12 protein-coding genes, 1 tRNA gene and 1 pseudogene are annotated in these 13,713 nt (G+C 69.0%); 12 read left to right on the plus strand and 2 right to left on the minus strand.

Features of this window, described 5'->3' with window-relative positions:
- From AB0F44_RS17870 to AB0F44_RS17905, 8 genes and pseudogenes are all read left to right on the plus strand, one after another.
- Positions 1-532 (plus strand): annotated as a pseudogene (locus AB0F44_RS17870) (septum formation initiator family protein); the annotation flags it as partial.
- A 256-nt stretch (positions 533-788) separates the two neighbouring features.
- On the plus strand, positions 789-1,298 hold the full coding sequence (locus tag AB0F44_RS17875; RefSeq protein ID WP_357357628.1) for a DUF501 domain-containing protein: 510 nt from the start codon (positions 789-791) through the stop codon (positions 1,296-1,298).
- Positions 1,295-2,215: a Ppx/GppA phosphatase family protein gene (locus AB0F44_RS17880; protein ID WP_357357630.1), complete on the plus strand. Its 921-nt coding sequence runs from the start codon at positions 1,295-1,297 to the stop codon at positions 2,213-2,215. Before AB0F44_RS17875 ends, AB0F44_RS17880 begins: the two co-directional genes overlap by 4 nt.
- Positions 2,216-2,315: 100 nt before the next feature.
- Positions 2,316-2,990, plus strand: a complete 675-nt coding sequence (locus AB0F44_RS17885) for a hypothetical protein (protein WP_357357632.1) — start codon at positions 2,316-2,318, stop codon at positions 2,988-2,990.
- A gap of 86 nt (positions 2,991-3,076) precedes the next feature.
- Positions 3,077-3,595, plus strand: a complete 519-nt coding sequence (locus tag AB0F44_RS17890) for an ACT domain-containing protein (protein WP_357357634.1) — start codon at positions 3,077-3,079, stop codon at positions 3,593-3,595.
- Positions 3,596-3,597: 2 nt separating this feature from the next.
- Positions 3,598-4,149 (plus strand): peptide deformylase, encoded by a 552-nt coding sequence (gene def, locus AB0F44_RS17895; RefSeq protein ID WP_357357636.1) that lies wholly within the window; start codon positions 3,598-3,600, stop codon positions 4,147-4,149.
- 18 nt (positions 4,150-4,167) lie between these two features.
- Positions 4,168-4,242 (plus strand) — tRNA-Leu (locus tag AB0F44_RS17900).
- Positions 4,243-4,367: 125 nt separating this feature from the next.
- Complete coding sequence (locus tag AB0F44_RS17905; protein ID WP_357357638.1) at positions 4,368-5,216, plus strand: Bax inhibitor-1/YccA family protein; 849 nt, start codon at positions 4,368-4,370, stop codon at positions 5,214-5,216.
- A gap of 69 nt (positions 5,217-5,285) precedes the next feature.
- Here AB0F44_RS17905 and AB0F44_RS17910 read toward each other — a convergent pair whose 3' ends face one another.
- Entirely contained in the window at positions 5,286-6,308 is a 1,023-nt protein-coding gene (locus AB0F44_RS17910; RefSeq protein WP_357357639.1) for an SGNH/GDSL hydrolase family protein, read from the minus strand.
- An 87-nt stretch (positions 6,309-6,395) separates the two neighbouring features.
- Between AB0F44_RS17910 and AB0F44_RS17915 the strand changes: the two genes are divergently transcribed.
- Together AB0F44_RS17915 and AB0F44_RS17920 are read left to right on the plus strand one after the other, a co-directional pair.
- Positions 6,396-7,796, plus strand: coding sequence for a cystathionine beta-synthase (locus AB0F44_RS17915; protein WP_357357641.1), 1,401 nt, complete (start codon positions 6,396-6,398; stop codon positions 7,794-7,796).
- A 56-nt stretch (positions 7,797-7,852) separates the two neighbouring features.
- The gene (locus AB0F44_RS17920; RefSeq protein ID WP_357357643.1) at positions 7,853-8,242 is read left to right on the plus strand and encodes a hypothetical protein; all 390 of its coding nucleotides are present in this window, start codon (positions 7,853-7,855) and stop codon (positions 8,240-8,242) included.
- On the opposite strand, the gene AB0F44_RS17925 is transcribed toward AB0F44_RS17920, so the two are convergent.
- Positions 8,203-10,767: a LuxR C-terminal-related transcriptional regulator gene (locus tag AB0F44_RS17925; protein WP_357357644.1), complete on the minus strand. Its 2,565-nt coding sequence runs from the start codon at positions 10,765-10,767 to the stop codon at positions 8,203-8,205. The two genes, AB0F44_RS17920 and AB0F44_RS17925, sit on opposite strands and share 40 nt — an antisense overlap.
- A 464-nt stretch (positions 10,768-11,231) precedes the next feature.
- Between AB0F44_RS17925 and AB0F44_RS17930 the strand changes: the two genes are divergently transcribed.
- Together AB0F44_RS17930 and cydB are read left to right on the plus strand one after the other, a co-directional pair.
- On the plus strand, positions 11,232-12,701 hold the full coding sequence (locus tag AB0F44_RS17930) for a cytochrome ubiquinol oxidase subunit I (protein WP_357357646.1): 1,470 nt from the start codon (positions 11,232-11,234) through the stop codon (positions 12,699-12,701).
- 10 nt (positions 12,702-12,711) lie between these two features.
- The gene (gene cydB / locus AB0F44_RS17935; protein WP_357357648.1) at positions 12,712-13,713 is read left to right on the plus strand and encodes a cytochrome d ubiquinol oxidase subunit II; all 1,002 of its coding nucleotides are present in this window, start codon (positions 12,712-12,714) and stop codon (positions 13,711-13,713) included.

Raw genomic sequence — 13,713 nt, forward strand, 5'->3', positions numbered from 1 at the left:
CAAGGCGGCCGGTGTCCCGATCGTGGTCGCGATCAACAAGATCGACAAGCCGGAGGCGGACCCGACCAAGATCCGCGGCCAGCTGACCGAATACGCCGTACTCCTCGGCTGGCCTACTCCGACGAGCGCCGCCGGGCGGCGCAGATGCGCCGCGTCGCTGGTCCTGGATGGGAGGATGAGCGACGTGGCAACGCAGGGACCCGGTCAGAGCAAGCGCGTACGCGGTCCTCGGGCCCAACAGGGTCCGGGGCGACGTCCGCGTGCCCCCATCCCGGCCCGCCCGGCATCGATGGGCGGCATCGGCGGGATCGACGCGCTGCGCAAGCGCCTGCGCCGGCCCAAGCTCACCGGACGGGCGATGATGATCATCGTGGTGGCCGCCGTGATGGTGATCTCCTACGCCTCCTCGCTGCGCGCCTACCTCCAGCAGCGCCACGAGATCAACGCACTCCAGACCGAGATCGCCGAGCGCAAGGAACACATCAAGCAGCTCGAGGAGCAGACCCGTCGCTGGGAGGACCCCGCCTACGTCCAGCAGCAGGCCCGCGAGCGGTTCGGCTTCGTGATGCCGGGCGAGACGGCGTACGTCGCCCTCGACGAGAACGGCGAGCGCATCCAGACCGAGCCGGAGCTCACCGACCCCAGCAAGGTGGGCAGTGCGGAGCAGCCGAAGGCATGGTGGGACGATGCGTGGGGTTCCGTGCTGCTGGCCGGTGACCCGCCGGAGCAGACAGGAGACGGGCCGGAGTCGGAGATCGACCCGCCCAAGCAGAAGAAAGACTGAAGACATGGCGATCGATCCCAAGGACGTGTCCGCGATCACGGCACAGCTGGGACGCGAGCCACGGGGGATCCACGAGGTCGGGCACCGCTGCCCGTGCTCGCTGCCCGATGTGGTGACCACCGAGCCGAGACTGCCCAACGGCACGCCGTTCCCGACGACCTTCTACCTCACCTGCCCGCGTGCCGCCTCGAAGATCGGCACCCTCGAGGGCACTCACGTGATGAAGGACATGGAGGCGCGGCTGGCCACCGACGAGGAGCTCGCCACCGCCTACGCCAAGGCCCACGAGGCCTATCTCGAGGCTCGCTACGAGCTCGGCGACCCGCCCGAGATCCACGGCATCTCCGCAGGTGGGATGCCCAATCGGGTCAAGTGCCTGCACGTCCTCGCCGGCCAGGCGCTGGCCCAGGGACCCGGCGTCAACCCGCTCGGCGACGAGGTGCTCGAGCGCCTCGGCGAATGGTGGAAGTCCGGCCCGTGCGTGGACCTGGAGCTGGAGGACGAGGAGCAGTGACGAAGGTCGCTGCGATCGACTGTGGCACCAACACGATCAAGCTCCTGATCGCGACGGTCACCGCCGACGGCCTGACCGAGGACGTACGCGAGGCCCGCATGGTCCGCCTGGGCCAGGACGTCGACCGCACCGGTGTGCTCGCTGAGGAGGCCCTGCAGCGCGCCTTCGGAGCCATCGACGAGTACGCGACGCTGATCCGCGAGCACGGTGTCGAGAAGGTGCGCTTCGTGGCCACCTCCGCCACCCGGGACGCTGCCAACGCGGAGACCTTCATGGACGGCGTACGCGCTCGGCTCGGGGTCACGCCCGAGGTCGTCACCGGGGCGGAGGAGGCAGCGCTCTCCTTCGGCGGCGCGGCCCGCAACCTGCGTGGCACCCCGGAGCCGCCGGTGCTGGTGATCGACATCGGTGGCGGGTCCACCGAGCTGATCCTCGGCGATGGGCCGACGCTGGGCGTCGGCGAGTCCGACAGCATGGACATCGGCTCGGTGCGCCTGCATGAGCGTCACCTGCGCTCCGACCCGCCCACGCGGGAGGAGATCGAGGCCTGCGTACGCGACATCGACGCCCACCTCGACGACTGCCCCGTCGACCCGGCCACCGCCAACACCCTGGTCGCCGTCGGCGGCACCATGATCCAGCTGGCCATGGGACTGCTCGAGCTGGCTGCGTACGACCGCGACGCCACCGATCACGCCGAGGTCGCGCCCGACGACGTCTACCGGCTCGTCGACCGCCTGCTGGCGATGACCGTCGACGAGCGGCTGGCGCTGCCCTGGATGCATCCCGGCCGGGCCGACGTGATCGCCGCCGGCGGAGTGATTCTCAGCCGGATCCTGAGGCGCTCGCGGGTCGAGTCTCTTCTGGTTTCCGAGTCCGACATCCTCGACGGAATCGCCTGGTCCGTTAGAGACTAGGCATGTCGGGGGACTTGATCTTGTGTTTGACGCCTAGGTTTGGGTTCACCGGCGTATACCCATCAAACAGAACCAAAGCTGTCTCTCGGAAGGTCAAGAAGTGAAAAAGCTCATCCTGCTTGCCATCGCCGCCGCTGGTGTCGGCGTGCTGGTCAAGAACAAGTCTGAGCAGCTGAAGGCCGGCGCTAACAAGGTCACCAGCGACCCGCGCGTCCAGTCGGCCCTCGCGACCGCCTCGGAGAAGGCGGCGCCCATCAAGGAGAAGGCTGCTCCCTATGCCGAGGCCGCCAAGGCCAAGGCCGGTCCCTACGCCGCCACGGTGAAGGAGAAGGCCGGTCCCTACGCGGAGCAGGCCAAGGAGAAGGTCTCGGCTGCTGCCGGGGTCGCCTCCGACAAGCTGCACCGCAACGGCTCCGTCCCGGAGTCCACCACCCCGACGCCTGCTCCGGAGGCCCCGGAGCCGACCACGGGCTCGTCCTCGAGCAGCGAGTACGGCGGCTACCCGCCGGCTCCGCCGGCCCCGCCGGTTCCGCCGACGCCGTCCGCCCCGCAGGCCGGGGTCACCGGTGACCCGCTCACCGACCCGATCGCCCCGGCCGACCCGTACGCCACCGAGGTCCCGCCGCCCCCGCCGGCCGACCCCGACAAGGCGTCCTACGACGACCTGGGCGGTGGCGACACCGCGGTCAAGCCCACCTCGGAGGGCACGCCCGAGTTCGCTCCCGAGCCGGTCGACTCTCCCGAGGAGGAGAAGGACAAGTGGTTCCGCGGCTGAGCTGCGGCTAGAGCTGATCTGTTATAGCGGGGCCATCTGAGTCACCCGCGGTCCGCCATCGGCGGGCCGCGGGTGACAATGGTTTGGTGACCATCCACGCCATCACCGTCCTGGGACACGACCGCCCGGGGATCATCGCCGACACCACCGCCCGCCTGGCCGGACTCGGACTCAACCTCGAGGACTCGACGATGACCCGGCTCCGCGGACACTTCGCGATGACGCTGCTGTGCGCGGGTGAGGCGACCACCGACGCGATCCGAGCCGACCTCGAGCCGATCGCGTCCGACGGCACCCTGACGGTCACCGTCTACGAGCTCCCCGAGGAGCAGGCGCCGGCCGGCGCCGGTCAGCTCTTCGTGCTCTCCGTCCACGGCGGTGACCGTCCGGGCATCGTCTCCACTGTGACCGCTGAGATCGCCGCCGTCGGCGGCAACATCACCGACCTGACCACCCGTCTCTCCGGGGATCTCTACGTCGTCGTCGCCGAGCTCGAGCTGCCGGCGGACGCCGACGTCTCCGTGCTCGAGGCGTCGATCAAGCGGGTCACCCAGGAGCTCGGCGTCGACGCCACCCTGCGGCCGATCGAGGCCGACGACCTGTGAGTGTGAACGAACGAGTCGCCGCCTGGACCGAGGCCGAGCTGGGGGTCGAAGGCAAGGTCCTCGAGGTCGTACGCGCTCCCGCGCAGGTCCTCTCCGTGCCCGGCAAGGACGTCGACCCCGCCGCCCCCGAGACTGTCCAGCTCGCCGCCGACCTGATCGCCACCATGCGGGTCTCGCCCGGCTGCGTCGGCCTGGCCGCCGACCAGGTCGGGGTCTCGGCCCGGGTCTTCTGCGTCGACGTCTCCACCCACGTCAAGACCAAGACCCACCACGGGACGTACGTCCTGTGCAACGCGGAGGTTATCGAGGCCAGCCGCAACGAGAAGGCGCGCGAGGGCTGCATGTCCGTCCCCGACCTGACCGGTGACGTGAAGCGGGCCTCCCGGCTGACCGTACGCGGCCAGCTCCCGGTCACCGGCGAGACCGTCGAGATCGTCACCGACGCCTTCGAGGCCCGTTGCCTGCAGCACGAGATCGACCACACCAACGGCCTGCTCTTCATCGACCGCGTCGCGGGCGCCCACGCGCTGCACCAGCGGCAGACGTACTTATGACGCTAATCTCTTCCGCGCGCCCCGGTATCCCAATCGGTCAGAGGAAGGCGTCTTAAAAACGCTTCAGTGTGGGTTCGAGTCCCACTCGGGGCACTCTGCGATCCCCGGAACATCAGGGTTGTCCCGGACGTTGAGTGAGACACAGGGCCGGTACGCTGGCCATAGGAGCCGCCACCGTGGCGGCGACTTTCCAGTCGCTTTCGAGGAGTGACCCCCAAATGCAGAGCAACAACCCGGTGTTCCGTAGGGCAGAGGGCTTCGGGCAGCCGTCGCAGAACGCCTACGGCAACGCGACCTACGGTGGCAACGGCGCGTCCTACGCCGGCTACGGGCAGGACCCGAGCCAGTGGTCCACCGGCGGCCCTCAGGCTCCCGCCGTGGGCGCCCCCATGACGATCGACTCGGTCGTGCAGAAGACCGCGATCTCGCTCGGACTCGTTGTCCTTGCGGCCATCGCCACGTGGATGCTGACCCCGGACATCACTACGGGCGCCAACCTCGCGCCTTTGTACGCCGCGACTGCGATCGGCTCGATCGGCGGTCTGATCCTCGGTCTCGTCAACAGCTTCAAGCGAGTGGTCAGCCCCGCACTGGTCCTCGCTTACGCCGTGCTCCAGGGGATGCTGCTCGGCGGCATCAGCAAGACCTTCGACGCCATGTTCGGCGGTGGCATCGTCGTGCAGGCCGTGCTCGGCACGTTCGCGGCGTTCGCAGGTGTCCTGGCTGCGTACAAGTTCTTCGACATCAAGGTCGGTAACAAGTTCCGCACCTTCATGATGGCCGCTGGGTTCGGCCTCCTCGGCCTCATCCTTCTCGAGGTCGTCCTCGGCTTCTTCGGTGCGGGCATGGGGCTGTTCGGGATGGGGGCGATGGGCCTGGTGTTCTCCATCGCGGGCCTGGTCTTCGGAGTCTTCAGCCTGATCCTCGACTTCGACTTCGTCGAGCAGGGCGTCGCCAACCAGCTCGAGGAGCGGGAGTCCTGGCGTGCCGCGTTCGCTCTGACGGCGAGCTTGGTCATGATCTACTTCTACCTGCTTCGCATCCTCGCGATCCTGCAGCAGGACTGATCGAGACCCGCATTCTGACAAACAACAACCGCCCCGTGCCTACCAAGGCACGGGGCGGTTTGTTTGTCGTCAGCGCTGGGCGTGGTGGCGTTCGGCGACCGGGGGAGTCTCGTCGGGGCGCTCGCCCCGGCGAGGCTCGCGCTGCTCGTTCTCGAAGGAACGGGCACGGGCCCAGTTGCGGCCGAAGCGTCCACGGGGGCGCGGGGCCGGGTCGATCTCGGTTCCTGGCCGGATGACGGCGCGCAGCGAGGCTGCCGCCAGCGGCATCACCTGCTTGCCGTTGTAGGTCTCCAGGATGGCGTCCTCGTCGCCGACGAGGCCGAGCACCGAGAGCGTCGGTGGCACCAGCACCTCGCCGAGGGCGTGGTAGCCGGCGGCGGAGGGGTGGAACTGGTCGGCGCCGAACCAGAAGGCCGGAGTGGCCTTGAAGGCCGGGCCGAGTACGTCACCCAGCGACACCGTGTGGCCACCGGCGCGGATGACGTGGAAGATCTGGCCGGCGGCGATACGGATCGACCAGGCTCGCATGATCGAGCGCAGCGGCGGCAGGATCGGGGTGGCGGTGCTGAGGTCGGGGACGGTGCCGACGAGCACGGTGACTCCGGCTTCCTGGAGCCGGATGACGGCTTGGGCGAGGTGACTCACCGCGACCCGCGGGCGCACCCGGCGGATCACGTCGTTGGAGCCGACCAGGATGACCGCGATGTCAGCGTCGGCGGCGATCGCCTTCTCGACCTGCGGGTGCAGGTCGGAGGACTTGGCGCCGATCTCGGAGAGGTCGTGCAGGCGCACCGGCCGGTGTGCCTTCTCGGAGACTCCGGAGGCGAGGACGGCGCCTGGGGTGTCCTCGACCTCGGTCATCCCGTAGCCAGCTGCGCTCGAGTCGCCGAGCAGCGCGATGCTGATCGGTCGCCCCGGTTGCCGTGCTCCGTACCACCCGGTCGGGGAGGGTGCCACCGGCATCTTGACCTGATGCGTCGCTTTGACGGCAAGCGCCGCTTCCGCGACGAGGACCCCGGCGAACGCGGCCGTCGCGGCCAGAACACCCCCGCCGGCGTACGCGGTCTTGCGTGCCAGACTCTTCTTCGCCACGGGGACCACTCTAAAGTCTTCGGCCCATTACCGGGCACTCAGTATCGGGATATAGGGGATCTCACCTAGTGGACATACGCTGTCGGCATGGAGTACGTGGACTCGCTTCTCGACCTTATTGGCAACACTCCGCTCGTGCGGCTGGGGCGTGCGTTGGACGGCGCCGGCGCCTCCGCACCCGGCCAAGGACCGCTGGTTCTGGCCAAGGTGGAATACCTCAACCCGGGCGGTTCGGTGAAGGACCGCATCGCCACCCGGATGATCGAGGCGGCCGAGGCGTCCGGTGAGCTGAAGCCCGGCGGCACGATCGTGGAGCCCACCTCCGGCAACACCGGTGTCGGCCTGGCGATGGTCGCCCAGCAGAAGGGCTACAAGTGCATCTTCGTCTGCCCCGACAAGGTCAGCGAGGACAAGCGCAACGTGCTGAAGGCCTACGGCGCCGAGGTCGTCGTCGCGCCCACGGCCGTTCCGCCGGAGCACCCCGACTCCTACTACAACGTCAGCGACCGGCTCGCCTCGCAGCCCGGGGCATGGAAGCCGAACCAGTACGCCAACCCCAACAACCCGCGCTCCCACTACGAGGAGACCGGCCCCGAGATCTGGCGCCAGACGGAGGGGAAGATCACCCACTTCGTCGCCGGTGTCGGCACCGGCGGCACGATCTCCGGGATCGGCCGCTACCTCAAGGAGCAGAACCCCGACGTCCAGGTGATCGGCGCCGACCCTGCCGGGAGCGTCTACTCCGGCGGCAGCGGGCGGCCCTACCTGGTCGAGGGTGTCGGTGAGGACTTCTGGCCGGAGACGTACGACCGCGATGTCGCCGACCGGATCATCGAGGTCTCCGACGCCGACTCCTTCGCCTACACCCGCAGGCTCGCCCGCGAGGAGCAGATGCTCGTCGGCGGCAGCGCCGGCATGGCTGCGTACGCCGCCAAGCAGCTCGCCGCGGAGCTGGCCGGCACGCCGGAGGGCGAGAACGCCGTAATCGTCGTGCTGCTGCCCGACTCCGGGCGCGGCTACCTGACCAAGGTGTTCAACGACGAGTGGCTGGCGCAGTACGGCTTCGCCATCGGCGAGGCGGCCAAGCAGACCGTCGGCGACGTGCTGCGCGGCAAGTCCGGCCGGCTGCCCGACCTGGTCCACACCCACCCCGGCGAGACGATCGCCGAGGCGGTGCACATCCTGCAGGAGTACGGCGTCTCGCAGATGCCCGTCGTCCGTGCCGAGCCGCCGATCGTGGCCGCCGAGGTCGCGGGCTCGGTCTCGGAGCGCACCCTGCTGGAGGCGCTGTTCACCGGCAAGGCCAAGCTCACCGACTCCGTCGAGGAGCACATGTCCCCGTCACTGCCCTCGATCGGCTCCGGCGCCGACGCGCACGACGCCGCCCACACCCTGGGCTCCTCCGACGCGCTGCTGGTGCACGAGGACGGCAAGCCCGTCGGTGTCCTCACCCGCCAGGACCTGCTCTTCTTCCTGACCAGCTCCTGAGGCGGCTGGACCCTCCCTCTGGCGGGGGAGGGTCGCGTACGCCATGATGCGTGCTCATGATCGCGTCCCCCCACAACCGCCGAGGCGTAGCCCGAGGCAGTCAGCATCGCCTGACGGCCATCGCCGCGGCCTCTCTGCTCACGCTGTTCTCGCTGACTGCATGTGGTGGCGGCGAGGGCGGCGGTGGCGGCGGGGGTGATCGGCCCAGTGTCGAGGACATCCAGGGCCAGATCGCGAAGAGCAGCGGCGACCAGGTGACCGAGAAGCAGGCCGCGTGCTTGGCGAAGACCTACTACGACTCGGGCCTCTCCGACGAGGCGGTACGCCTTCTGGTCGAGGCCGAGGATGTCTCCAAGATCAGCCCGGAGGATCTCTCGGAGGCGGACCAGAAGGCCAGCAAGGAGCTCTACGAGCCGTTGGTGAAGTGCCTGACGCCGGCTGAATAGTCACCGTTCGGCGCCGGCCGGAGCCAGGTGTCGGCCACCCGAGCGAGGTCCTCGCGACCGGAGACCCCGGTCTTGCGGCTGATGTTGTGCAGGTGGGTCTCGACGGTGCGGGTGCTCATCTCCAGGTCCGCGGCGAGCGAGGCGGTGGTGGGGCCCTCGGGGAGCAGCCGGAGCACCTCGCTCTCCCGCCCGGAGAGCCCGATGTGGGTTGCCGCGCGACGGAACATGCCGGCTCGGCTGCCGGAGATCTCGGAGCGCTCCCAGGCGGTGTCGAGGGTCTCGGCGGCGCCGGCCAGGTCGCCGGCCTCGCGCTGCAGGATCGCCAGCGAAATCGCGGCCCTGGTCACGAACACGAGGGCGCCGGCATCGGCGAGCTTCACGATCGCCTCGCGGAGGCCGTCGACGTCGCCGGCCGCGGTGGTCGCCGCGTACGCCCCCATGCCCTGCAGCAGCGGGCTCTCGGTGCCGGCCGCGAGGCTGGCGGCGCGGGTGATGTGCTTGTTCTCGTTGGCGCCGCGCTCGACCGCCTCGACGGCGAGGAAGATGCCGCCGGTGATGTAGCCGGCGTCCAGCCGCTGGCCGACGAGCTCGCACAGCTCCTTGAGGCTGGGCATCCGGCCGCTGGCCGGCGCCATGATGCTGGCCACCATCCCGGGCCAGGGGCCGAAGGCCACCTTCGCGCCGCCGATCTGGGAGGCGAGGCTGCGGGCGTACTCCGGGCGACCCTGCGCCATCGCGATCTCGGCGCCGAGGGTCAGGATGCCGGTGTGGGCGACGTCGCGGTAGGCCGCGACGCTCGAGGAGGAGAGGCTTTGGAACGCCGCCTGGCTCGCCTCGGTCAGCCGGCCGGCGATGCTCAGACCGAGGACGCAGAGATAGGCGTGGGCCTGGATGAGCATGGCGCTCGAGCTCTGGTTGGCCGCCTCGAGCTGCTCGCGCGCGAAGTCGATGCCGCGTTCCAGGTCACCACCGAGCATGTCGGCGAGCCCGATGAGGAAGGCGTGCAGCCCGGCGGGGAGCGGGTTCTCCGGCTGCTGGCTCTCCAGGAGGTTGCGCGCCTGCTCGACCATCCCAGCGGCGAGGAGGCGTTCGGCGGCGACGACTCCGAGCATCTCGGGGCCGACCGTGTCGCGCGGGTCGGGCTCGACCGTGGGCACCTCGGGGACGTACTCCGTCTGGAACTGCAGATGGGCGCGGGAGGCCTCGAGCGTCGCGGCGAAGCTGGGCAGCTGCTTCAGCCCGTCGTCGAGCACCGCCTTGGCGTCGTTCAGGTCGCCCAGCTCGACCGCCTTCCAGGTGGCGAACCAGGCCAGCATCCAGGCCGACTCCTGGGTGTCGGTCAGTGGCGTACGCCGCTCGACTTCCTCGATCTGGTCGCGAGGCGCCGCCGTGTTGCGGAGCGCGACCAGCAGCGGCAGGGCCGTCTCGGCAGAGGGCATCTCGGTCCAGGAGCGGCGCGCGCGGGTGACCTCGTCGGCCATCTGGCGCAGCGAGCGCTGGTGGAGCAGGGCGGCGTCGGCGCCACGAGGCCGGTGGCTGGTGTAGTCGAGTAGCGGTTGTTCGGCAGCGAGGTGGTTGCGCGCGATCACCAGCCCGAACGCCGAGCCCTCGGTGATCAGGTAGTCGCCGATGAGCGGCGGGTAGAGGCCGACGACACCGCTGCCCGGGCCGTCCTCGCTGTGCCGCGCCAGGCCGTGGGCGAAGAGCGCGTCGAGCACCTTGCGCTCGATCATCTTCTCGGCCTCGTCCAGCGGCACTGGTCCTGTCACCGCGAGCGCGGTCGCGCCGTCCCAGGCGTCCTGCTCGAGCCCGGCGACAAGCGGCTCGACCGCCGAGGCCAGCTCAGGAGCCCAGCCCGTACGCCGTGGCAGCCGCCACAGTCCGTCGAGCTGCTCCAGCACCCCTGCCCGCGGTCCGACGGTGGCGATGGCGCGGACCAGGCCGAGCAGGCCGCCGGTCGCCATCGCGATCCGAGCCAGGGACCCGGCCTCGACCGGGCCGCCGAGGATCCCGCGGCACACCTCGTGCACCTCGTCGACCTCGAGCGCGGGGGAGCGTACCTGGACCGACGGGGCGATGCCGAGCATCAGCGTGTTCTCGGCGACGGGGTGCTGGTGGCGGCTGCTGGTGACGGCGAGGAGACGTCGTTGGCGGTGGATGTTGCGCAGGGCGCCGACCGAGTAGGTGTCGAGCGCGTCGGCGTCGTCGATCACCAGGACGGTGCCGTTGCCGAGCTGCTTGCTCAGCGCGGTGGTCATCTCGCCGATGGTGCGTCGGGGGCCGGTGGGTGTCGCGCTGCCGATGCCGGCGGCGGTCAGCGCGGCGAACGGCTCGTTCTGCCAGGCGCGGTGGCCGCTGATCTGCAGCACGGACCGGCCTTCGTCCTCGAGCCGGTTGGCGACCAGGGAGCAGAGCTCGCTGCGTCCGGATCCGCGGGGGCCGACAAGATGGACGCTCAGGCCCGCGCCGACGTAGTCGATGACCTCGTCGACCACCCGCGCGAGGACACCTTCGCGATCCGACATGCTCACCCCCTACCTCAAGGTACATCCAAATGCATACCGGATTTTCTGTGGGGACGCTGTATCGCCCGCGTATTACGTCTACTGATACGCAGGTTACCTGTTTACAGTACGTAAACAGTCCGTCTGCGACCGCAGCCTCTGGGCGCAGATGATGAGATAGTGATCTCACGGGCTGAGGTTCTCCTCGGCCTGAACACTGAGTGACACCAGGTTGCCGCATCAGCTCCCCCATCTGAATGCGGCCCTGGTGGCACGAAGACCTGAGAGCCCGGCCGTCCCGGACTCGAGGTCGCGATCATCCCCCCGCGGTCGTGACCTCGAGCCCAGGGCGGCCGGGCTTTTTGGTGTTCGCTGGGCGCGGTTGGTGGCGTGGTTCACCAGGGACGTAAGCCACGACACACGGGACGTATGCCTAGGGGAGGGGGTGGTGTGGCCGATGTTGCGCCAGTGACATAGTGACCGACGTGGACAGCGTCCTGGAGTTAGCCAGGTGGCAGTTCGGCATCGTGACCGTCTACCACTTTCTGTTCGTCCCGCTCACGGTGGGACTCACCATGCTCGTCGCCGTGCTGGAGACGATCTGGCTGCGTACGAAGAACCCTGAGTGGCTTCGGCTGACGAAGTTCTTCGCGAAGCTCTTCCTGATCAACTTCGCGCTCGGTGTGGTCACCGGGATCGTGCAGGAGTTCCAGTTCGGGATGACCTGGTCGGACTACTCCCGCTTCGTCGGGGATGTCTTCGGGGCTCCGCTGGCGATCGAGGCGCTGCTCGCCTTCTTCCTGGAGTCGACCTTCCTCGGCCTGTGGATCTTCGGCTGGGACAAGCTGCCGCGGGCGCTGCACAACGCGTGCATGTGGATCGTGCACCTCGGCACCCTGGCGTCGTCGTGGTTCATCCTGGCGGCCAACTCCTGGATGCAGCACCCGGTCGGCTACAAGTTCAACGAGGTCACCGGCCGCGCCGAGCTCACCGACTTCTGGGCGGTGATGTTCAACAAGGTGCAGCTGGGTACGTTCCCGCACGTCATCCTCGCGGCGTACCTGACCTCGGCCGCATTCATGATCGGCATCCTGGGCTGGCTCTACCTGCGCCGGCCGGGCGAGAACAACGCCGACCGTCCGATGCACCGGCGCGGCATGGTGCTGGCGGCCTGGATCATGGTCTTCTCCGGCATCGGTGTGGCGGTCTCGGGCGACATCCAGGGCAAGATCATGACCGAGGTGCAGCCGATGAAGATGGCGGCCGCGGAGGCCCTGTGGGAGACCTCCGACTCGTGCGCGCCGTTCTCCATCCTGACCATCGGCACCCGCGACGGGAAGCACGAGAAGTGGGCGCTCGAGGTGCCCTGCGTGCTGTCCTTCCTCGGCACCGGCACATTCGACGGCAAGGTCGAGGGCATCTACGACCTGCAGGAGCAGTACCGCGAGACGTACGGCTCGACGCCGGGCGCGACGTACTACTCACCCGGCGACTACACCCCCAACATCCCGGTCACCTACTGGACCTTCCGCTGGATGATGGGTCTTGGTGTTGTCGGCAGCCTCATCGGGCTGGCGGTGCTGTGGTTCACCCGCCGAGGACGTACGCCGACGGGGCTGGTCGGGCGCTTCCTGCCTGCGCTGGCGATCTCGGCGCCGGTGATGGTGCTGCTGGGCAACTCGATGGGCTGGATCTTCACCGAGATGGGCCGCCAGCCATGGGTGGTCTTCGGGGTGCTGACGACGGCCCAGGGTGTCTCGCCGGGCGTCGAGCCCTGGGAGGTGTGGATGTCGCTTCTCGGGTTCACCGCGCTCTATGCGGTGCTCGCCGTCGTCGAGGTCGGGCTGCTCATCAAGTATGTGAAGAAGGCTCCGGACCCATTCGTCGAGCCACCCGACCCCTCCCTGCGCGGCTCCGACTCGGATGCCGACGAGCCGATGAACTTCGCGTACTGAGGAGCAACTGATGGAACTCACGACTGTCTGGTTCTGCCTCATCGCCGTGCTGTGGATCGGCTACTTCGTCCTGGAGGGCTTCGACTTCGGCGTCGGGATGCTGCTTCCCGTGCTGGCCCGCGACGACCGCGAGCGGCGCGTCATGATCAACACGATCGGGCCGGTCTGGGACGGCAACGAGGTCTGGCTGTTGACCGCGGGAGGCGCGACGTTCGCGGCGTTCCCGGAGTGGTACGCCACCTTGTTCTCCGGCTTCTATGTGCCGCTGTTCCTCATCCTGATCGCGCTGATCGTGCGTGGCGTCGCCTTCGAGTACCGCCACCAGCGGCCCTCGGTCACGTGGGCCGGCTGGTGGGACCGCGCAGTGATCTTCGGGTCCTACGTCCCCGCGTTCCTGTGGGGTGTGGCCTTTGCCAACATCGTGCGCGGGGTGCCGATCGACGCCGACTTCGAGTTCACGGGGACGGTGCTGACGCTGCTGAACCCGTACGGCCTCCTTGGCGGACTCGTCACGCTGTCGCTCTTCGTGACCCACGGTGCGCTGTTCATCGCCCTCAAGACCGACGGCGAGATCCGCGGCCGGGCTCGTGCGCTGGCGCTCCGCGTCGGGGCCGTCGCCGCCGTGCTCGCCGTGGTGTTCCTGGTCTGGACCCAGGCGCTGACCGGCAACCTCGGCACCGCCGTTCTCTTCGTCGTGGCGGCGCTCGCGCTCGTGGGCGGGCTGGCAGCGGCGTACGTCGGTCGTGAGGGGGTCGCCTTCGCGGGCACCTTCTTCGCCATCGGGCTGTCCGTGGCGGGGCTCTTCGTGGGGCTCTTCCCGGACGTGATGCCCTCGAGCACGGATGTCGCGAACTCGCTGACGACGACCAACGCCGCGGCGACGCCCTACACGCTGAAGCTGATGACCATCGTCGCGGCGGTGTTCACGCCGATCGTGGTGGGCTACCAGGCCTGGACGTACTGGATCTTCCGCAAGCGGATCTCGATCCATCACATCCCCGCCGCTCATTGA

Origin of the sequence: Nocardioides sp. NPDC023903 (assembly GCF_040639295.1) — a bacterium.
Classification (GTDB): domain Bacteria; phylum Actinomycetota; class Actinomycetes; order Propionibacteriales; family Nocardioidaceae; genus Nocardioides.

Bases quoted from the DNA above. Each gene is read 5' to 3' on its own strand.
- AB0F44_RS17905 (WP_357357638.1), top strand. From the start codon at position 4,368: ATGCAGAGCAACAACCCGGTGTTCCGTAGGGCAGAGGGCTTCGGGCAG.
- cydB (WP_357357648.1), top strand. From the start codon at position 12,712: ATGGAACTCACGACTGTCTGGTTCTGCCTCATCGCCGTGCTGTGGATC.
- AB0F44_RS17875 (WP_357357628.1), top strand. From the start codon at position 789: ATGGCGATCGATCCCAAGGACGTGTCCGCGATCACGGCACAGCTGGGA.
- AB0F44_RS17925 (WP_357357644.1), bottom strand. From the start codon at position 10,767: ATGTCGGATCGCGAAGGTGTCCTCGCGCGGGTGGTCGACGAGGTCATC.
- AB0F44_RS17920 (WP_357357643.1), top strand. From the start codon at position 7,853: ATGATCGCGTCCCCCCACAACCGCCGAGGCGTAGCCCGAGGCAGTCAG.
- AB0F44_RS17915 (WP_357357641.1), top strand. From the start codon at position 6,396: ATGGAGTACGTGGACTCGCTTCTCGACCTTATTGGCAACACTCCGCTC.